Raw genomic sequence first — 19,459 nt, 5'->3', positions numbered from 1 at the left:
AACGCAGACCAGTCGCCACTTGGCCCAGCGTTGGGATGAACTCTGCGTCTTGAAGCCCTGAGCAATTCGAATTAGCCGAAAATCAGGATTCGCCGCCGCAGACTCGTGTTCGCAACCAAAAGAAGCGTGTCTAGCTTTCACCACACTAGGTTACGTCATGTCAAAACCGGAAGATTACGGCTCCCGAACCGAAGATCAGATCAGATGTCGACCTCTCCGGCTTGAAGTTGCCGAGGCGCTCGCGATCGCAGCCGAAGGTGCGCAATTCGACCGGCTATTCACCGACACCGTGTTGGCCGGCGGCGTGAACGGACGGCAGCTCGCCGAACAGATGGCGGCCTCGCGGCCGTCCTTGCGGGTCGTCTTCACCTCAGGCTAAGGTCGAGCTGGCGCGCATGCTGCGCCGCTGCCTGGACACGGCGGTCGATTCCATCGGCGATCCGATCCCACGCCCTATTCCGTCGCGGTGGAGCGCGATCGCTTTCTGCGCACGCGGGCATCCGAGGACGGCTCGGCGCCACGGCGCACGCGGGACCGAGAGATGGATCGGCAAACCAAAGCCACGCTGTGGGTCGCCTTCATCGTGATCGCATCGTATTTCGTGTGGTTCTATCTCGGCTGCGCGATAGATGAGGCCTGCCATTTTGTCTGCGAAGGCAACGGCCGCCGCGGCTGCCATGCGCAATGGACGTCGGATGCAGGCAAGCCATAGTGACGGGCCGCTCCGATCATCGCATCACAGCGACGCGCTGCTGCAAACCTGCTCGGCGGGCAGCTCGTCGGCGTTGGGGTCGCCCGGTGCGGTCGCCCAGGCGAGTTCGACCAGCGTCACGATTCTCCGCCCGGTGCCGTCGAGCTGGCAGACGATCAGGCCCTGCTCCTCGATGTAGGTGAGAAGACGCTGTGCACGGCGCAGCGAGTGCGAGCCATAGGCGCGGGCGATTGCGGCATCGCCCGGGCACGGCCAGCCCTCCTTGGCGGCGCGGGCGATCATCATGAAGACGCCCTGCATGTCCTCCGGCAGGATCGAGGCGCGGAGCGACACGTCCTGCCAGGCGTCGTCCTCCGCCATATCGGTCGCAAGGCCGGCGCGGGCACGCGCCAGCATACGGCGGAATTCACTCAAGTCCGGCGCGGCCGAACCGAGACCTTCGATGCGGCAGCGGACCACGAACTCCTGATAGAGCACGCCGATCGCGCGGAAGCCGGCATCGGGCTCGGCCAGAATGGCGCGCAGGATGCGGTCCAGGCGCTCGCGCCGCTCCGCGAGCACCTCCGCGCTCGGCTGCTGCTCCACCGGTTCAGGACGGATCTCGGGCGCCGCCGACTTTGCCGCCATGAGCTGGCCGAGCAGGTCCGGCGCCGGCCGGCGCTGTGGCCTGTTCGCCTCGGACGGCGGGGCGGCGAGGATGATGGCGCGCGCGTCCTCCAACGTCGCTTCCGGCAGCGGCAGAAGACGCGGGGTCGCGTTGCGGGGCTTCGTCTCGGTCGCGCCGATGCGCAGGCCGAGGGGACGGCGGGAGAGTGCCGGGCCGAGCGCCATGAACTGCCCACGCTCCAGGTCGCGGAACGCGTCGGCCTGTCGCCGCTCCATGCCGAGCAGATCGGCGGCGCGCGCCATGTCGATGTCGAGGAAGGTGCGGCCCATCAGGAAATTGGAGGCTTCGGCCGCGACGTTCTTGGCGAGCTTTGCCAGCCGCTGGGTTGCGATGACGCCGGCAAGGCCGCGCTTGCGGCCGCGGCACATCAGGTTGGTCATGGCGCCGAGCGAGAGCTTTCGCGCCTCGTCCGAGACTTCGCCTGCGACCGCCGGCGCGAAAAGTTGCGCCTCATCCACCACCACAAGCATCGGGTACCAGTGGTCGCGCTCGATCTCGAACAGCCCGCCGAGGAAGGCGGCCGCACGGCGCATCTGATTCTCCGCGTCCAATCCCTCGAGATTGAGCACGGTGGAGACGCGATGGATGCGTGCGCGCTCGCCGGCGACCTGGAGGCCCCGCTCGGTGTGATCCTCTGCCTCGATCACGAGGTGGCCGAACTGCTCGGCCAGCGTGACGAAGTCGCCCTCGGGATCGAGAATCGCCTGCTGCACCCAGGGCGCGCTCTGCTCCAGGAGCCGGCGCAAGAGATGGGACTTGCCGGAGCCCGAATTGCCCTGCACCAGAAGGCGAGTCGCCAGCAGTTCCTCGAGGTCCAGGGTCGCCGGGGCGCCTGCCGTGGTGTGCCCCATCTCGATCGCAACGGTCATGTCTCGACTCAAAGCCCTTCCTTCGCGGAGGAGGGGCTTATCAAGCTGATGGCAAGCCGTCGAGCGCCGACCGCTCGGTGTTCAAAGGAACTAACATGCTAGCGGCGCCTCTCGTTGAGAACGAGATCGACCGTGTGCGCGGCAATCTTGCGGAGCTGGGCCTCGTCACCGAAGGCGCGTTCGAGCACCGCCAGTCCGCGCGTCACGGTCACGATGTGTAATGCCGCAGCCTCGGGGGCTCCGTTGAACTCACCTCGGACAGCGCCCGCCGACAAGGCGTCCTGAACGAGACCGGTGATGCGGAACACCAGCTCCGCAAATGCCCGCCGCGCATCCTCGTCCAGCCCTTCGCCTTCGTCCGATGCGAGCTCCATCAGCCCCCGCGTGGTCGGACATCCCCGGGGCGGCGAGCCGGACCGGAAGTTCTTGATCGTCAGATCGAAAAACGCGGTCAGGCGCTTTCGCAGAGGTCCCGAGCCGAGCACCTTCTGAATGGAAGAGAGATAGTCGCCAGCATAGCGACGATAGGCTGCGAGAAACAGCGCCTCCTTGCTGCCGAAGGCGTTGTAGAGGCTGCCGCGCTGGACACCTGCATCGCGCGCGATGTCCGAGAGCGACGTTCCACGCACCCCCTTTCGCCAGAATTGATCAAATGCGACGCGCAGCAGGTCGTCGTGATCGAACTCGCGCGGCCTCATGTGCTCATCCCTCCCTTTGGAAAGTATTTGACACGGCGTCAAGAACATGGCCTTAATTCTGGACACCGCGTCAAAAACCTAATGGGATCGACCACCGATTCCGTCAAGGAGGATCGCACCGTGCCGCTCATTCATATTTCGCTGCGCAAGGGAAAGCCGGACGCCTACCGGCAGGCGATCTTCGACAGCCTTTACCGCGCGATGCGCGAAGCGCTCGGCGTGCCCGAGGACGACCAGTTCATGACCATCACGGAGCATGAGCCGACGAATTTCCGGTACGGCGCTGCCTGCTTTGGCATCCCCCGCAGCGACGATGTCGTCTACATACAGATCACCGTGTTCAACACCCGCACGGCGGAGCAGAAGAAGGCGCTGTTCAGGCGGACCGCCGAGTTGCTCGGTGAAAGCCCCGGCATTGCTGCGGAGAACGTGTTCGTGAACGTGCTCGAGGCGGCGAAGGAAAATTGGTCCGTTGGCCACGGCCTCGCGCAATTCGCGTGAGGTGGCGCGCTGCCCGCGTCAGCTCAGCCGGCGCCTGAGTGTCGCCGAGGGCGTCTCGCCGAATTTCTCGCGATACGCCCCTGCCATGCGGCTCAGATGCGTGAAGCCGAGATCGAAAGCGATGTCGGTGATCGACGAGTCCGGGGCGACCTGCGACAGCCGCGCGTTGAGAGCGGCAAGGCGCATGTCGAGCAGCATCTCGGAAATCGACAGGCCGAAATGCCGGCGGAAGCCGAGCTGAAGCGCGCGGATGCCGATGCCGGAGGCACAAGCGAGCCCCGCGAGGTCGAGGGGCTCGGTCGCCTTGGCCGCAAGGCAATCGCGCGCAACGCGGAGCGCGCGCGGCAGCCGTTCGGCCTGCCCTGAAAATGTGCGGATGGCGTCGGACAGGCCGTGTTGCTGGCCATTGAGGAGAAGATCGAGCAGCGTCTCGCGCCAGTTGGCGATGGCGATTGCCGAAAGCCTGCCGGCCGGCCCCAGGCGTTCGGCAAGCGTCATCAGCTCGCCAAGCCTGGCCCAGAGGCCACGCGCTGCCTCGGCATTGAGATCGATCGCCGGATCGAACTCCACCATGCCGGCAGCACGCCCCGACAGCGCGGCGGCACGCTGCTCGACCAGGCGACGGTCGAGCAACAGGATGAGTTGCGCGCAATCCTCCCACACCATCTGGATCGGCATCGTCGGCGACAGGAGCGACGCGGTCGAGCCGGGGAAGGTCTCGAGATCGCGCGCACCGGCACGAATACGCGACGATCCTTGAAGCGGAATCTGCACGAGGAAGAAGCGCTCGAGGTACCCGGGGTCGATCGTGACCGAACCGCCATAGGCGACGAAGTTGATGGAAAAACCGTCAAAGGCCGCGCAGTTGTGCCGGGCATAGAAGCCGGGCGCCCTTGCCTGAAGTGGCTGCAGTTGATGCGGGCAGAAGATGCGTCCGATCTGGTCGGCCGCTTCGTCGACGTCGGCGGTCGCAACGCGGGCAAAGGCCGCGAGCCTTTCGGCTCCGGACCGGGACGCGCCCATTTCCAGCTCGGCTGCGGACATCGTCGATCACGCTTGGCACTAGGAATTGTTTTAAGCCTATAAGAGTTTGGCGATCCCGAAAAGACCTGCTTCCCAAAAACGTCGTGCTGCAGGGCAGCAGATTCGTTTAGCGGATAGACAGCTTCTCCGTCCGGCCGGATGCTCGTTCCCGCCGGTCTATTGACGGAGGAAGCCATGACTGCACTCGAAAAAGGCATTACTGCAAGCGGCACGGGTTTTGGCGGCAAGAGTTGGAACATCTTGGGGCAGCTCTATTTCCCCAAGGCCATCTGCGGCTCCACGTTCGCATTCGAGACCAACAGCGAGCCGGGCCAGTTCGTACCGGTGCACATCCATCCCACCCAGGACGAGTTCATCCTGGTGCAGGAGGGCGTGCTCGATCTCAAGCTCGACGGCCAATGGGTGAGGGCGAAAGCCGGCGACCTCGTGCGCATGCCGCGCGGCATCCCGCACGGCTATTTCAACAAGTCCGACAAGCCGACGCGCGCGCTGTTCTGGGTCTCGCCGACGCAGAAGCTGGAAGCGTTGTTCAACATGCTGCACAACCTGACCGACCCCGCCGAGGTGGTGCGCATCTCGGCACAGCACGAGGTGGACTTCTTGCCGCCCGAGGCCAACGACTAGCCGACACCGCCTCCTCGTTCTCTAGTCCCGTCGCAAGCCCAGCGGCCGCACTTCGCGGCCGAACGGGACCTGCTGCGCCCAAAACACCACCCAGTGCGAGCAAACCCATGGTCAACCCCAAGATGGTCAGCCCCAAGATGGTCAGCCCCAAGCATGTCTGCGTGATCGGCGCCGGCGTCTCCGGCCTCGCCGCCGCAAAAGCCTTCTCCACCCGCGGTCACAAGGTCACCATCACCGAGCGTAGCGCCGACCTCGGCGGCGTCTGGGAGCCGGCACGCTCCTATCCGGAGGTGCAGACGCAAAGTCCGAAGGATCTCTATCGCTACACCGACCGCGCCATGCCGGAGGCCTATCCGGAATGGCCCACGGGACCGCAGGTGCACGCCTATCTCAACGACTACGCCAAAAGCTTCGGTCTCAACCGCATGCTGCGCCTCAACACGAAGGTCGCAGGCATGGAGCGGCGCGTCGACGGCAAGCCCGGCTGGACGCTCGCGCTATCGGACCAGATCGGCGCAACGACGAAGGAGAATTTCGATTTCGTTGCCGTCTGCACCGGTCAGTTCAACGAACCGCGCGAGCTGCGCTGTCCAGGTGAAGAGACGTTCAAGGCGCAGGGCGGCCAGATCCTGCATTCCTCCAAATACAACGATCCCTCGATCGCGAAGGGCCGCCGCGTCGTGGTGCTCGGCGGTTCGAAATCGGCGACAGACATCGCGGTGAACGCGGTGAAAGCCGGCGCGCGCGAGGTCACGATCGTGTTTCGCGAGCCAGTGTGGCGCATCCCCTATTTCATCGGCGGGCTCGTGAACTTCAAGCGTATCCTCTACATCCGCGCCCAGGAGCAGATGTTTCCGGGCTGGGGCGCAAGCGCGCTGGCGCGCCTCGCGCATCGCGTCACGGCGCCCTTGGTGTGGGCGAACTGGCGCGGGCTGGAGAGCCTGCTCAAGGCGCAGCTCAAGCTGAAGCAATGCAAGATGGTGCCGAAGGAGCGCATCGAGGACGGCGTCAACTGCTCGGTGCCGATTGCAACACCGGGCTTTTACCCGATGGTCGCGGACGGACGCATCAAGGCCGTGTTCGGTACCTTCGATCACTACGAGGGCAATACCATCGTGACGAGCGGCGGCGAGCGCATTCAGGCCGATATCGCCGTGCTCGCGATCGGCTATAAGCTCGGCGTGCCGTTCCTGCCTGAGTCCTATCAGTCAAAGCTGGTCGACGCCGACGGCCAATACCGGCTCTATCGCCTGATCGCCAATCCTGATTTGCCCGACATGGGTTTTGTCGGCTTCAACTCATCGTTCTGCACCGTGCTCTGCGCCGATCTTGCCGCCAACTGGCTGGTGCGCTACGCCGACAGGCAGCTCGCGAACCAGCCGACGGCGCAACAGATGCACGACAACATCGAGATGATGCTGCGCTTCAAGCGCGTCGAGCGCCCGGCAGCCGGGGTCTATGGCGGGCTGTGCGTGGCGCCCTACCACTATCGGCATTTCGACGAGCTGATCGCCGATATCGGCGCGAAGAAGCAGAAGCGGAACGGGCTTGCAGAGCGCTTCCTGCCGCCGGATGCGGATGCCTATGCGAAATTTTTGGCGTCGGCGCCGGACTATCGCGCAGCGGCGGCTTGAGTTGCAACCGTTCGGATCGGCGCAACTCGATCGGATGACGGCCGCCGCCTGCGCCGCGAGCGACCCGCTCGCGAATGCCGCCAGGGCTCTGCCACCCCTTTAGAGCGATGCGCGCCTCGGCGGTCCGGCTGATAGCCGTCCGTCAAGCGGCCGATCATGCGCCCCGTGAAAAGCGGATTTGTCAGAATCACAGACAAAACTGTCACAGGCCGCGCCGCTCTTCGCAGTGCAAGACCATCAGGCGCCATGGCTATGGTGTTCCACGGCTCCCCGTTTGTTGCTATCAAATTGCAAGGCGGCTTGCCGCAGGCATACAACAGACGGGAACCACCGCAATGACGCGCGCGAATCTCGCTTGTCCCGTACGGCACGAACAACGGCCCGGACAGATCGGGCGGCTCCTCGCTGCGATGACGGCCGTCGTCGCGCTTGGGGGCTGCGAGCAGAAGAACGTCTACGCGCCGCCGCCGCCGCCCAAGGTGGATGTCGCAGTGCCCGTGCAGCGCGCGGTGACGCGCTATGTCGAGGCCACCGGCAACACTGCGCCGATCAAGAGCGTCGACCTCGTCGCCCGCGTGCAGGGCTTTTTGCAGACGATCGACTACCAGGACGGCACCTTCGTCAAGGAGGGCACCCAGCTCTTCACGATCGAGCCCGAGACCTACAAGCTGAAGCTCGAGCAGGCGCAGGCGGCGGAAGTCGGCGCGCAGGCCACGGTCAAACAGGCAGAAGCCGATTTCAAGCGGCAGACCGAGCTGGTGCAGCGGCAGGCGGTGTCGCAGTCAACGCTCGATACCTCTACCTCCACCCGCGACAACGCACAGGCGACTCTTCAGCAGGCGCAGGCCAACACCCGACTTGCCGAGATCAATTACGGCTACACCAAAGTCTCGGCGCCGTTCGACGGCATGGTCAGCGCGCATCTGGTCTCGGTCGGCGAGCTTGTCGGCGTGGCGTCGCCGACCCAGCTCGCGACCATCGTCGCGATGGACCCGATCTATGTGAACTTCACGGTCAACGAGCAGGACGTGCTGCGCATCCGTGCCGAAGCGTTGCGGCGCGGGCTGACACCGACGGATCTCAAGCAGTTCCCGATCGAGATCGGGCTCCAGACCGAGAGCGGCTATCCGCATGAGGGCCAGCTAGACTACGTCTCGCCCACCCTCAATTCTTCGACCGGCACGCTCGCGGTTCGCGGCCTCGTGCCCAACGACAAGCGCGTGCTGCTGCCCGGCTATTTCGTCCGCGTCCGCGTGCCCTTCGACCAGGACAAGAACGCGCTCCTCGTCCCCGACACCGCGCTCGGCAGCGATCAGGGCGGCCGCTATCTGCTGGTCGTCAATAGCGACAACACCGTCGAGCAGCGCAAGGTGCAGATCGGTGCCGTCGACAACGGGCTACGCGTGATCGAAAGCGGGCTGAAGCCGGACGACCGTATCGTGATCGCAGGGCTGCTGCGGGTGATCCCGGGCCAGAAGATCGACCCCCAACTGACGAAGATCGAGCAATCGCAGGCGTCTGCCAAGTAGGAGCCCGCCGGCCATGATCTCAAAATTCTTCATCGAGCGACCGGTCCTCTCGAACGTCATCGCGCTCCTGATGATCCTGATCGGCGGCGTCGCGCTGTTCAATCTCGCGATCGCGCAATATCCCGACGTGGTGCCGCCGACCGTGCAGGTCACCACCCGCTATCCCGGCGCCAGCGCCAAGACTGTGATCGACACCGTGGCGCTGCCGATCGAGCAGCAGGTCAACGGCGTCGAGGACATGCTCTACATGCAGTCCTACAGCGGCTCCGACGGCACCTACACGCTGACCGTGACGTTCAAGATCGGCGTCGACCTGAACTTCGCGCAGGTGCTGGTGCAGAACCGCGTTTCCAGCGCGCTCGCACAACTGCCGCAGGCCGTGCAGAACCAGGGCGTCACTGTCCAGAAGAAATCGACCGCGATCTTGCTGTTCGTGACGCTGACCTCGCCGGACTCGCGGTTCGACAGCTTGTATTTGAGCAACTACGCCACCATCAACATCCGCGACGAGCTCTCCCGCCTGCCCGGCGTCGGCAACGTCACGGTGTTCGGGGCTGGCCAGTATTCGATGCGGGTGTGGCTCGACCCGAACCAGCTCCAGGTCCGCGGACTGATGCCGTCGGACGTCATCACGGCGATCCAGCAGCAGAGCCAGCAGGTCTCGGCCGGCCAGGTCGGTGCGCCGCCGACGCCGCCTGGACAGGCGTTCCAATATACGCTGAACGTCAACGGCCGACTCGACGACACCACCCAGTTCGAGAACATCATCGTCAAATCGGGCACCAGCGGTGACGTCACGCGCGTACGCGACGTCGGCTGGGTCGAACTGGGAGCGCAGACCTACAGCCAGATCTTCTCGCTCAACAAGCAGCCCGCCACCGGCATCGGCGTGTTTCAGTCGCCCGGCGCCAACGCGCTTCAGGTCGAGCAGGCCGTCGAGAAGAAGATGGCGGAGCTCGCAAAGGCCTTCCCGCAAGGCATCAAATACGACACGCCGTTCGACACCACCAAATTCGTGCAGGCCTCTGTCCACGAGGTCTACATGACCCTGATCGAGGCCGGCCTCCTGGTTCTGGTCGTGATCCTCGTGTTCCTGCAGGACTGGCGCGCGATGCTGGTGCCGGCGACGACCGTGCCGGTGACCATCATCGGCGCGTTCGCCGCGATGGCCGCGCTCGGCTTCACCATCAACATGTCGACGCTGTTTGCGATCGTGCTCGCGATTGGCATCGTGGTCGACGACGCGATCGTCGTGGTGGAGGGCGCCGCCCACAACATCGAGCAGGGCATGAACGGTCACGACGCCGCGATCCGGGCGATGGACCAGCTGTTCGCGCCGATCGTCGGCATCACCTTGGTGCTGATCTCCGTGTTCCTGCCGGCGTCGTTCCTCGCCGGCCTCACGGGTCGCATTTATTCCCAATTCGCGCTGGTGATCGCCGCGACCGCGCTGCTCAGCGCCATCAACGCGGCGACGCTGAAGCCGACGCAGTGCGCGCTGTGGCTGCGGCCGGCGGTACCGCCGGAGCGGCGCAACTTCTTCTACCGCGGCTTCAACGCCGTCTATAACCGCGTCGAGCGGGGCTATACGCGGCTGATCGGCGCGCTGGTCAGGAACAGCGCCATCTCGGTTGCGGTCGCGCTGGTCCTTATCGGCATCGGCGGCTACGGCCTGTCACGCGTGCCGACCGGCTTCCTGCCGATCGAGGATCAGGGCTATCTGATCGCCGCCGTGCAACTGCCCGACGGCGCGGCGCTCGAGCGAACCCAGAGCGTGCTCGACAAGGCCAGCGAACTCATCAAGGACACGCCGGGTGTCCAGCAGGTCATCACCATTGCCGGCATCTCCGCGCTCGACAACAGCGCGAGCCTTGCGAATGCCGGCGTCGCCTACATCATCCTGAAGGACTGGGGGGCGCGCGGCAAAGGCGAGGATCTGCGCTCGCTGGTATACGGGCTGAACGACAGGCTTGCGACCCTGATGGAAGCGCGCACGCTGGTGCTGCCACCGCCGCCAATCCAGGGCATCGGCAACGCGGCCGGCTTCTCGATGCAGGTCGAGCTGCGCGACGGCAACAGCGATTTTGCAAAGCTCCAGGCAATCACCGGCGCGATGGTCGGCAACGCCCAAAGCCAGAGCGCGCTGCAGCGCGTCTCCTCATCGTTCCGCTCATCCGTGCCGCAATTCAATGTCGAGATCGATCGCGTCAAGACCCAGACGCTGCACGTGACAACGGACCAGGTATTCTCGGCGCTATCGACCTATCTCGGCTCGTCCTACGTCAACCAGTTCAACAAGTTCGGCCGTGTATTCCAGGTCTATACCCAGGCCGATCCGGCGTTCCGCGTCACCGAGCGCGACATCGCCAACATGCAGGTGCGCAACTCGAACGGCGATATGATCCCGATCGGCACCGTAGCGAAGGTCACGCCGGCCACGGGTCCGTCGCTGATCAGCCTCTACAATCTCTATCCCTCTTCGACCATCGTCGGCCTGCCGGCGCAGGGCTATTCCTCCGGCGAGTCCCTGCAATTGATGGAAGAGATCGCGGACAAGACGCTGCCATCAGGCACCGGCTATGAATGGACCGCGATGTCCTATCAGGAGAAGGCCGTCTCCAATCAGATTTACTGGGTGTTCGGCCTCGCCATGCTGCTGGTCTATCTCGTGCTGGCCGGCCAGTACGAGAGCTGGTACGCACCGATCTCGGTGATCCTCGCGGTGCCGCTGTCGCTGATCGGACCGATGCTGGTGCTCAATGGCCTTAAGATCGACAACAACCTCTATTGCCAGATCGGCCTGATCCTCCTGATCGCGCTATCGGCGAAGAACGCGATCCTGATCGTCGAGGTCGGCCTGGAGCTGCACGTCCGCGACGGCAAGCCGCTGATGGAGTCCGCGATCGAAGCAGCACGCGCCCGCTTCCGGCCGATCCTGATGACGTCGTTCGCCTTCATCCTCGGCGTCGTGCCCTTGGTGCTCGCAACCGGCGCCGGCGCCAGCGCGCGCAAGTCGATCGGCATCACCGTGTTCTCAGGCATGCTCGCCTCGACCTGTCTCGCGGTGCTGTTCGTGCCCGCCTTCTTCGTGGTGGTACAGCGTTTTGAGAACTGGCGCGCGTCGAAGAAGAAGGTATCGCCGGCCCCGCCGGCAACCGCGGAGGTGAAGTCCTAAGCTTTCTCTACGGGCGTCCGATGCGCCTCGCCGCTCGACACCAGCAGGACCGATACCTTCGACTGCCTGAGGACGGCATCGGCGACACCGCCGAAGGAGAGGTGATCGGCCTGGATGCGGTCGACACCCATGACCACGAGATCGACATCGGTGGTGTCGATCTCACGCAGGATCGCCGCCTCGGGCGCCCTGTTCATGCGCAGTGTCGTGGTAATGTCGACGTCATAGCGGGCGGCGAGATCGCTGGTGTCCTTGAGAATGCCCTCCTCCTGGATCAGGCCGCGGGAGGCGCCGCGCTGCGCGCCCTTGTCCCGCGTCGTCGCCACATAGATTACGCGGAGTGAGCCTGATCCAGCCTGCGCCAGAGCGACCGCGACCTCGGCTCCGCGTTTGGAAACGCCGCTGCCCGAGACCGGCACGAGGATGTTGAGCCTCTCGGGCATGGGCTGTTTCAAATGGCTTCCCTTGGCCGCGACGATCGCGAGCGGCCCATCGAACGCGGCAGCGATCTCCTCGACCCGCCCGTCGAAACGATCATTGATCGCGGTAACCCTTTCGATGCCCATGACCAGGAGATCGAAGCCTTTCCGCGCTTCACTGGCGATCGCCTCGCCGAGCTCCGCTCGTCTGGTCCGGGTGACGATATCGACGCCGCCGGCCTCTTCGTGACCCGACACCATTTCGGCCGCCCTCTTCACCACGGCTTCGTGGCTCACCTCTTCGTCCCGTCCCCCCTCCTGTTCCTTCGCAAGCCGGCCGACGCGCAGCACAGTGATCGGCAAGCCGCGCATACCGACGATCAGGCCTGCAATATGGGCCGCGAAGGTCGCATTGACGCTCTCGTCCACCGTTAGCAAGGGCCGCTCGAGATTGGCGACGAAGCCGCGCGTCTCGAACTCCTCGCGCTCCAGCCTTTCCTTCTCTTCCATGTTCATCGGCAGCCCGACGAGCACCGCACGCAGCATCGGCGGCATCGCCATTGTGGTCACGATCGCCATCGTCACGATCATTGTGAACAGGGTCTGGCTGAGTACGCCGATGGAGAGGCCGATCGTCGCGATGATGACCTCGGTCGAGCCGCGCGCATTCATCCCGCTGGCGAGCGCCAGCGATTCCCGGTAGTTCAGACCGCCCATGGTGCCGCCGACGAATGCACCGCCGAACTTGCCGACGCTCGCGATCACGACGAGCAGGCCGGTGAGCATCAGGAGATGGGGATCGCGGAGCACGGAGAGATCGGCGCTCAGACCGGCGAGCCCGAAGAACACGGGCATGAAGAAGCTCGATATCAGGCCGCGGAGACGCTCGTCGATCTGCCGGGTCAGAATCGGGGATTCGCCGACCAGAATGCCGGCGACGAAGGCGCCGAGCACCGTGTGCACGCCGATCAGATGCGTGAGCAGTGCCATCGCGCCCATCAACAGCAGAATGACGGTAATGACCGGCGCGGTGCTGACGAGGGTATCGTTGGCCCAGCGGATAAGCAGGGAAACCATGCGCCGGCCGATGGTGAAGCTGACGGCGAGGAAGATCAGCGTACCCAGCACGGCCTTGGCGACGGATGCGACATCAAGCGTGCCCTGCGAAGCGAGGCTGAAGATGACCGCGATGACGATCCAGCCGATGGTATCGTCGATGATGGCGGTCGCCACGATGATCTGCCCGACATTGCGGCGCATGAAGTTCATCTCGCGCACGACAACCGCGACGATCTTCACCGACGAGATCGACAGAGCCGTGCCCATGAACAATGAGGCCACCAGACGCTGCTGCGGATTGGGCAGAAGTGCATCGGGCAGAAATTCACCGAGCGCGAAGCCGCAAGCGAAGGGAACGACGATACCGGCAATCGAGATTGCAATCGCCGCCTTGCCGATCCTCCGAACCAGCTTGAGATCGGTTTCCATGCCGGTCAGCAGCAACAGGAGCAAGATGCCGAACTGGGCGATGCCGTCGATCATCGCCTTCTGCTCGGGGGTCTTCGGGAAGACGGCTTGTTGCGCTTCCGGCCAGATCCAGCCGAAGATCGACGGCCCGAGCAGGATGCCGGCAAGCAGTTCGCCGATTACGGAGGGTTGCCCGATGCGCTGCATGATCTCACCCAGACCGCGGCCCACGGCGATCAGGAGCACAATCTGCGCGACCAGGAGGAATTCGGACGGACCGGTGGATTTGCCGCCCTCGGCACTGGCCGCAATGGTCGTTAGGGCAAGCGCCGCGGGGACCAGGCTGACCGGTCGGAGCAGGCACCACTGCATGCAGCTATCTTTCCCCCGTCTGGCTGATCCGGCACGGTGCCGGCGGCTGGAGGTAGAACCCGCGAGAAGCGGAGCGAGTTCCCGCCTCCCGTGGGAGGCAAGCGGCACCCTCAGCCCGGCTGTGCCGCTGGCGTCCTGATTTCGCGGGGCAGGATGATCGCGGCTGCGATCGCCAGCAGACAGAGCGCGGCGAAGGCACGCAGCATGGTGACGAAGCCGCCCTGCTCGTAAAGCCAGGCGACCAGGCCGACCGAGGCGCCGGCCGCGGTGAAGCCGACGAAATAGCGCACCGCATAGGCGCGCGAGCGCCATTCCTCGGTGGTGTATTTGCCGACCATGGCGTCGTTTACCGTGACCTGACCGAACGCGCCCATGACGATGCCGATCGAGACCACGATCAGCGGCAGGTTGGACAGGCTCGCCGCGAGATACAGAAATGGCGCCAGCATGAAGGACAGCGGCAGCGCCACCGTCTTCAGCGAGTAATGGTCGAGCAGCCGGCCGATCGTGTATTGCGTCATCGCGCCGAACACGTAGACGCAGGCCGCGATGCCCCCCAACAGCGCCGGGCTCTTGGTGAGATCGGCGAGCCGCTCCGCGAACAGCTTTGGCAGCGCGACAGTGACGGCATTGAACGTCGTCGAGATCGCGATCACCACGATCAGCAGAGCAAGGACCACGCGCCACATGTCGTGTTTGGCGACGCGCGCCTGCGCCGCCGCTTGCTTGCTGCCCTTGCGGTCCTCATGCGCGACGGTCATCGCGAAGGCGATGCCGATCAGCATCGTAACGGCGCCTGGAACGATGAAGGCAAAACGCCAGCCGAGATATTGCCCGATCACGCCGGTGACCAGTGCAGACGACGCAACGCCGAGATTGCCCCAGACGCCGTTCAGCCCCATCTCGCGGCCGAGCCTGTCCGCATAGGACACGATCATCGCGGTGCCGACCGGATGATAGATCGAGGCGAAGATGCCGATCGCGAGCAGTGCCGCGCCGAGTTGCGCCGGCGTCTGCACGAAGCCGACCGAGACCATCGAGGCGCCGATGCCGATGAAGAAGATCACCATCATGTGGCGGCGGCTCCAGCGATCCCCGAGCCAGCCGGTGAGCAGCGATCCCGCGCCGAAGGCGATGAAGCCTGGCGTCGCGTAAGGCAGCAGTTCGGAATAGGCCATGCCGAGCGCCGGCCCCATGATGATCACGGCGGCGGCGAAAATCAGCATCGCATAGTGATCGATGAAATGCGCGGCGTTGACGAAACCGATCACCCGGCCGGGGCTGTTCATACGACGAATCCTCTCTTGCTCCGAAATGGGTTATAGGTCGGGGTCACAACGGGATGCCGCCAATGACTGTCGTCGAAACGCCAATCAAGGTAGTGCGCGGAAACCGCCACTCGACCGCGGGCGTACACCTCGTCGCGCGCGACTATCCCAAGGGCTTGCGCCTCGACCCGCACATGCACCGCGAGGCCCAGCTCGTCTATGCCGCGAAAGGCACGATGCAGGTGACGACGCCGAAGGGGCGCTGGCTGGTGCCGCCGGACCGCGCGGTCTGGGTGCCGGCCCATCTCGAACACGCCATCGACGTGCTCGCCGACATCGAGATGCGCACGCTGTATTTCGACCTGCCCTGGCTGAAGCGCGAGCAGCGCGCCAAGGGGCTCGCCAAGGAGTTCGTGGTGCGGGTGTCGCCGCTCCTGCACCAGGCGATCCTGGCGCTCTTTGATTCTCGCAATACGCCCGAGCGCACCGAGCTTCTGGTTCGCCTGGTGATGCTGGAACTGCACCAGGCCGAAGATTCCGCGACCTTCGTGCCGCTGCCGCGGGAGCCGCGCTGCCGGCGCGCAGCGCTGATCGTGCTGGACGATCCGACCGGGAACTACGAGATCGAGGCGCTCGCGCACGAGGTCGGAACCTCCGCGCGCACGCTGTCGCGGCTGTTCTCCTCCGAGACGCAGCTGAGCTTCAAGAGCTGGTGCCAGCGCGCCCGCATCGCAGCCGCAATCGAAAGACTATCGACAGATGCCAATGTCTCGATCAAGCAGCTCGCCGCCCAGCTCGGCTATGCCAGCGTGCCCGCCTTCTCCGCTGCCTTCCGCCAGGTCACGGGCCGGACGCCGACGGAGTTTGCGGGAAAGGGGTAAGCCCCAATTTTCAGTCTCATTGCCCGCGAAGGGTATTCCAGAGGTGGCCACAAATACGGAGAGGCAGGGCATACTGGACGCCCGGCGGAGCCTGTCATCGGGCTCGCCGGAGGCGAGACCGGGTGGCGGGGCGTGACAGCACTCATGACAGCTTTCTTGGCGCGCATGACACAGCTTAAGATGCCGAATTCCCGCGCTTGATTGTGATCGGCTTTCGCCTAAATCCCGTGTAAGCTTCCGCACCGCACAAACCAGATTCGAAAAGCCCAGATGGCCAACGCCTTTTTCTCCGATCTGCTCGCCACGATCTCCGAGCGCGGCCGTACGCTGCTTCGCCGCGGTGACGCCTCGGACACAAAACAGGACGCCGACGGCCTGATCGAGCTCTGCGAGGCGCTACTGTCCGGCCGGGGCGAGGCCTCGGGCACCGCGATGGCGCGCGAGGTGCTCGATCACTATCAGGATCTCGATGCGGCGGGACGCCGCGCCTTTTTCGCGGCGCTGGTGCGCGATTTCGGCCCCGATCGCGAGAAGCTTGCCCAGACGGTCGAGAAATGGCGCACCCAGCCGAGCGACGAGGACGCCAGCGACTTGCATTTCGCCTCGGAGCCGCGACGGCAGGAACTGATCCGCCGCCTCAACCGCGCGCCCGGTGGCACCGGCGATCTCGTCGCCATGCGTGCCGACCTGCTCGGCATGATGAACGGGCACACCGATCTTGCCGCGCTCGATCGCGACGTCGTGCATCTCTTGAGTTCGTGGTTCAACAGGGGGTTTCTCGTGCTGCGCAGGATCGACTGGTCGACACCGGCCAACATCCTCGAAAAGATCATCCGCTACGAGGCCGTGCACGAGATCAGCGACTGGGACGATTTACGCCGCCGCATCGATCCGGTCGACCGCCGCTGCTACGCCTTCTTCCATCCGGCGCTGGTCGACGAGCCCCTCATCTTCGTCGAGGTCGCGCTGACCGAGACGATCCCCGGCGCGATCGCGCCGTTGCTCGCGGTCGACCGCGAGCCGGTGCCGATCGAACGCGCGCGCACCGCCGTGTTCTACTCGATCTCGAACACCCAGCGGGGCTTAGGCGGCATTTCGTTCGGCAGCTTTCTGATCAAGCAGGTCGTCGAGGAGCTGCGGCGCGAACTGCCCAAGCTCGACACCTTCGTGACGCTGTCGCCGGTGCCGGGCTTCGTGCCGTGGCTGAAGCAGGACAAGGACCTGCCGTTGTCCGACGAGGATCGCGAGGTGCTGAAGCATCTCGAGGAGCCGAAATGGTTCGAGAATGCGGAGCTGACCGCACAGTTGCGCAGCGTGATCGAGCCGCTCGCCGCCTATTATTTCCTGAAAGCGCGCACGCCGAAGGGCCGGCTGATCGATTCCGTCGCCCGCTTCCATCTCGGCAACGGCGCCCGGCTCGAGCGCATCAACTGGCTGGGAGACCTCTCGCCCAAGGGCCTGCGCGAGTCCGCCGGCGTCATGGTCAACTATCTCTACCGCCTCGACGACATCGAGAAGAACCACGAGACCTATGCCAACGACGGCACGGTCGTCGCGTCGAGCGCCGTGAAGAAGTTGCTCAAGGGCGAGCGGCGGCTGCTGGATATGCGGCTGTCGTGAGGGACATGCACGTCGTCCCACATCGTCATTGCGAGCGCAGCGAAGCAATCCAGACTGTCACCGCGGAAAGTTTCTGGATTGCTTCGCTACGCTCGCAATGACGGAGCAAGTATCGACCGCCTGCCCCTGAGTGCCGCTGTTCTCCCAGCGGTCAGATCAGCGTCTCGTACAAATCCATCCAGTCCGGGTTGACGCTCTCGATCAAAGCCAGCTTCTTGGCCCGGTTGCCAGCCTTGATCTGCTTCTCGCGCGCAATCGCGTCGGTCATGGTCGCGTGCAGCTCGTACCAGACGAGCAGCTTGCAGCCGTACTTTGACGAGAACCCCTTCACCAAACCGTGGCGATGCTCAAACGCGCGGCGCGGCGGATTGGAGGTAACGCCTGTATAGATCGTCCCATTGCGGCGATTGGCAAACATGTACACGCAAGGCTGCTTCATGATCGTGCTCGGCTGAAGAGAGCTTCACGATAGCACAACCGAAAGGTGATTCCGAGCGGCGACCGCAATAGAGACGAAAGAAGCGCGAGGCTCTCCCCACACCGTCATTGCGAGCGCAGCGAAGCAATCCAGACTGTCACCGCGGAAAGTTTCTGGATTGCTTCGCTACGCTCGCAATGACGGAGCGTGAAACCGGGCTACTCCGCCAACGCCTTCATCTCCTTATAGAGATCCGACTTGCTCTCGAAGCCGATGCCCGGCAGGTCCGGCATGGTGATGTGACCGTTCTCGACTCGGACGCCGTCGGGGAAACCGCCATAGGGTTGGAACAGGTCTGGGTAGCTCTCATTGCCGCCGAGGCCCAGGCCGGCTGCGATGTTGAGCGACATCTGATGGCCGCCATGCGGGATGCAGCGGCTGGGCGACCAGCCATGGGTCTTCAGCATCTCCAGCGTGCGCTGATATTCACAGAGGCCATAGGAGAGCGCACAGTCGAATTGCAACCAGTCGCGATCCGGCCGCATGCCACCATGGCGGATCAGGTTGCGGGTGTCCTGGTGGCTGAACAGGTTTTCACCCGTTGCCATCGGCGCCGGATAAAATTCTGCGAGTGCGGCCTGCAGCGAATAGTCGAGCGGATCGCCCGCCTCCTCGTACCAGAACAACGGATAGTCCCGCAGCATTTTTGCGTAAGCGATCGCGGTCTCGAGATCGAACCGGCCGTTGGCATCGACCGCGAGTTGCGCCTCCTTGCCAATCTCCTTCAGCACCGCCTCGATGCGCGTGCGATCCTCTTCGATCGGCGCGCCGCCGATCTTCATCTTGACGACATTGTAGCCGCGATCGAGATAGCCGCGCATCTCGCCGCGCAGCATCGAGAGGTCCTTGCCGGGATAGTAGTAGCCGCCGGCGGCATAAACGAAGACGCGCGGATCGGCCTTGACGCCGTGACGTTCGGCGAGCAGGCGAAACAGCGGTTTGCCCGCGATCTTCGCCACCGCATCCCACACCGCCATGTCGATGGTGCCGACCGCGACCGAGCGCTCGCCGTGACCGCCCGGCTTCTCATTGGTCATCATCGCGGCCCAGACCTTGTCCGGATCGAGATTGTCGCAGGCGCTATTCAACAGCGACTTTGGCTCGGCCTCGAGGATGCGCGAGGCAAAGCGCTCGCGGATCAGGCCGCCCTGCCCGTAGCGGCCGTTGGAGTTGAAGCCGTAGCCGACGACGCGATTGCCGTCGCGCATGACGTCGGTGACGACGGCAACCAGGCTCGTCGTCATCTTGGTGAAATCGATATAGGCGTTGCGGATCGGCGAGGAGATCGGCTTTGTGATCTCGCGGACATCGACGATGCGGACGGACATGCGGGTCGCCTTCGGTGGTCGAGAGGAACCTCGTCATTGCGAGCGAAGCGAAGCAATCCAGTCTGACAGACCCTCACCCTGAGGAGCCGCGCTCGCGCGGCGTCTCGAAGGGCGAGGCCACCAGCGGGGCCATTCATCCTTCGAGACGCGCGTTCCGCGCTCCTCAGAGGCTG

General features: G+C 64.4%; 15 protein-coding genes and 1 pseudogene. 9 read left to right on the top strand and 7 right to left on the bottom strand.

Annotated features, from left to right (window positions below; translation table 11 throughout):
- Positions 1-232: 232 nt before the first annotated feature.
- Both QA640_RS11475 and QA640_RS11470 read left to right on the top strand, forming a co-directional pair.
- Positions 233-508: pseudogene (locus QA640_RS11475) on the top strand (hybrid sensor histidine kinase/response regulator); the annotation flags it as partial.
- Positions 509-541: 33 nt separating this feature from the next.
- Complete coding sequence (locus tag QA640_RS11470) at positions 542-712, top strand: hypothetical protein (protein WP_283043149.1); 171 nt, start codon at positions 542-544, stop codon at positions 710-712.
- 24 nt (positions 713-736) lie between these two features.
- On the opposite strand, the gene QA640_RS11465 is transcribed toward QA640_RS11470, so the two are convergent.
- Entirely contained in the window at positions 737-2,248 is a 1,512-nt protein-coding gene (locus QA640_RS11465; protein ID WP_283040744.1) for an ATP-binding protein, read from the bottom strand.
- Positions 2,249-2,346: 98 nt separating this feature from the next.
- Positions 2,347-2,946, bottom strand: coding sequence for a TetR/AcrR family transcriptional regulator (locus QA640_RS11460; protein ID WP_283040743.1), 600 nt, complete (start codon positions 2,944-2,946; stop codon positions 2,347-2,349).
- Positions 2,947-3,066: 120 nt separating this feature from the next.
- On the opposite strand from QA640_RS11460, the gene QA640_RS11455 reads away from it, so the two are divergent.
- A complete protein-coding gene (locus QA640_RS11455) occupies positions 3,067-3,447 on the top strand; it encodes a tautomerase family protein (RefSeq protein ID WP_283042769.1) in 381 nt (126 codons plus the stop codon).
- An 18-nt stretch (positions 3,448-3,465) separates the two neighbouring features.
- Here QA640_RS11455 and QA640_RS11450 read toward each other — a convergent pair whose 3' ends face one another.
- A complete protein-coding gene (locus tag QA640_RS11450) occupies positions 3,466-4,491 on the bottom strand; it encodes an AraC family transcriptional regulator (protein ID WP_283040742.1) in 1,026 nt (341 codons plus the stop codon).
- A gap of 174 nt (positions 4,492-4,665) precedes the next feature.
- On the opposite strand from QA640_RS11450, the gene QA640_RS11445 reads away from it, so the two are divergent.
- From QA640_RS11445 to QA640_RS11430, 4 genes are all read left to right on the top strand, one after another.
- Positions 4,666-5,115, top strand: coding sequence for a cupin domain-containing protein (locus tag QA640_RS11445; RefSeq protein WP_283040741.1), 450 nt, complete (start codon positions 4,666-4,668; stop codon positions 5,113-5,115).
- Positions 5,116-5,252: 137 nt separating this feature from the next.
- Positions 5,253-6,749 (top strand): NAD(P)/FAD-dependent oxidoreductase, encoded by a 1,497-nt coding sequence (locus QA640_RS11440; protein WP_283042768.1) that lies wholly within the window; start codon positions 5,253-5,255, stop codon positions 6,747-6,749.
- 335 nt (positions 6,750-7,084) lie between these two features.
- Positions 7,085-8,278, top strand: a complete 1,194-nt coding sequence (locus QA640_RS11435) for an efflux RND transporter periplasmic adaptor subunit (RefSeq protein WP_283040740.1) — start codon at positions 7,085-7,087, stop codon at positions 8,276-8,278.
- A 13-nt stretch (positions 8,279-8,291) separates the two neighbouring features.
- Positions 8,292-11,453, top strand: a complete 3,162-nt coding sequence (locus QA640_RS11430) for a multidrug efflux RND transporter permease subunit (RefSeq protein ID WP_283040739.1) — start codon at positions 8,292-8,294, stop codon at positions 11,451-11,453.
- Here the strand turns inward: QA640_RS11430 and QA640_RS11425 are convergent.
- Positions 11,450-13,711 carry a cation:proton antiporter gene (locus QA640_RS11425; protein WP_283040738.1) on the bottom strand — a complete coding sequence of 754 codons (2,262 nt, stop codon included), beginning with the start codon at positions 13,709-13,711 and terminating at the stop codon, positions 11,450-11,452. The two genes, QA640_RS11430 and QA640_RS11425, sit on opposite strands and share 4 nt — an antisense overlap.
- Positions 13,712-13,821: 110 nt before the next feature.
- Positions 13,822-15,000: an MFS transporter gene (locus QA640_RS11420; RefSeq protein WP_283040737.1), complete on the bottom strand. Its 1,179-nt coding sequence runs from the start codon at positions 14,998-15,000 to the stop codon at positions 13,822-13,824.
- 62 nt (positions 15,001-15,062) lie between these two features.
- Here QA640_RS11420 and QA640_RS11415 point away from each other — a divergent pair, with 62 nt between their 5' ends.
- Positions 15,063-15,860, top strand: a complete 798-nt coding sequence (locus tag QA640_RS11415) for a helix-turn-helix transcriptional regulator (RefSeq protein ID WP_283040736.1) — start codon at positions 15,063-15,065, stop codon at positions 15,858-15,860.
- A 270-nt stretch (positions 15,861-16,130) separates the two neighbouring features.
- Positions 16,131-17,480, top strand: coding sequence for a malonyl-CoA decarboxylase (locus QA640_RS11410; RefSeq protein ID WP_283040735.1), 1,350 nt, complete (start codon positions 16,131-16,133; stop codon positions 17,478-17,480).
- A gap of 151 nt (positions 17,481-17,631) precedes the next feature.
- Here QA640_RS11410 and QA640_RS11405 read toward each other — a convergent pair whose 3' ends face one another.
- Together QA640_RS11405 and tarD are read right to left on the bottom strand one after the other, a co-directional pair.
- Positions 17,632-17,919 carry a GIY-YIG nuclease family protein gene (locus QA640_RS11405; RefSeq protein WP_283040734.1) on the bottom strand — a complete coding sequence of 96 codons (288 nt, stop codon included), beginning with the start codon at positions 17,917-17,919 and terminating at the stop codon, positions 17,632-17,634.
- Between the two features lie 197 nt (positions 17,920-18,116).
- The gene (gene tarD / locus QA640_RS11400) at positions 18,117-19,286 is read right to left on the bottom strand and encodes a D(-)-tartrate dehydratase (RefSeq protein ID WP_283040733.1); all 1,170 of its coding nucleotides are present in this window, start codon (positions 19,284-19,286) and stop codon (positions 18,117-18,119) included.
- Positions 19,287-19,459 lie beyond the last annotated feature (173 nt).

Origin of the sequence: Bradyrhizobium sp. CB82, from assembly GCF_029714405.1 — a bacterium.
Taxonomy (GTDB): domain Bacteria; phylum Pseudomonadota; class Alphaproteobacteria; order Rhizobiales; family Xanthobacteraceae; genus Bradyrhizobium.
Note: the sequence above shows the minus strand (reverse complement) of the source record. Positions and strands in the feature narration are given on the sequence as shown.

Coding starts and splice junctions, on each gene's coding strand:
- QA640_RS11470 (WP_283043149.1), top strand. CDS start 542: ATGGATCGGCAAACCAAAGCCACGCTGTGGGTCGCCTTCATCGTGATC.
- QA640_RS11465 (WP_283040744.1), bottom strand. CDS start 2,248: ATGACCGTTGCGATCGAGATGGGGCACACCACGGCAGGCGCCCCGGCG.
- QA640_RS11460 (WP_283040743.1), bottom strand. CDS start 2,946: ATGAGGCCGCGCGAGTTCGATCACGACGACCTGCTGCGCGTCGCATTT.
- QA640_RS11450 (WP_283040742.1), bottom strand. CDS start 4,491: ATGTCCGCAGCCGAGCTGGAAATGGGCGCGTCCCGGTCCGGAGCCGAA.
- QA640_RS11445 (WP_283040741.1), top strand. CDS start 4,666: ATGACTGCACTCGAAAAAGGCATTACTGCAAGCGGCACGGGTTTTGGC.
- QA640_RS11440 (WP_283042768.1), top strand. CDS start 5,253: ATGGTCAGCCCCAAGCATGTCTGCGTGATCGGCGCCGGCGTCTCCGGC.
- QA640_RS11435 (WP_283040740.1), top strand. CDS start 7,085: ATGACGCGCGCGAATCTCGCTTGTCCCGTACGGCACGAACAACGGCCC.
- QA640_RS11430 (WP_283040739.1), top strand. CDS start 8,292: ATGATCTCAAAATTCTTCATCGAGCGACCGGTCCTCTCGAACGTCATC.
- QA640_RS11425 (WP_283040738.1), bottom strand. CDS start 13,711: ATGCAGTGGTGCCTGCTCCGACCGGTCAGCCTGGTCCCCGCGGCGCTT.
- QA640_RS11420 (WP_283040737.1), bottom strand. CDS start 15,000: ATGAACAGCCCCGGCCGGGTGATCGGTTTCGTCAACGCCGCGCATTTC.
- QA640_RS11415 (WP_283040736.1), top strand. CDS start 15,063: ATGACTGTCGTCGAAACGCCAATCAAGGTAGTGCGCGGAAACCGCCAC.
- QA640_RS11410 (WP_283040735.1), top strand. CDS start 16,131: ATGGCCAACGCCTTTTTCTCCGATCTGCTCGCCACGATCTCCGAGCGC.
- QA640_RS11405 (WP_283040734.1), bottom strand. CDS start 17,919: ATGAAGCAGCCTTGCGTGTACATGTTTGCCAATCGCCGCAATGGGACG.
- tarD (WP_283040733.1), bottom strand. CDS start 19,286: ATGTCCGTCCGCATCGTCGATGTCCGCGAGATCACAAAGCCGATCTCC.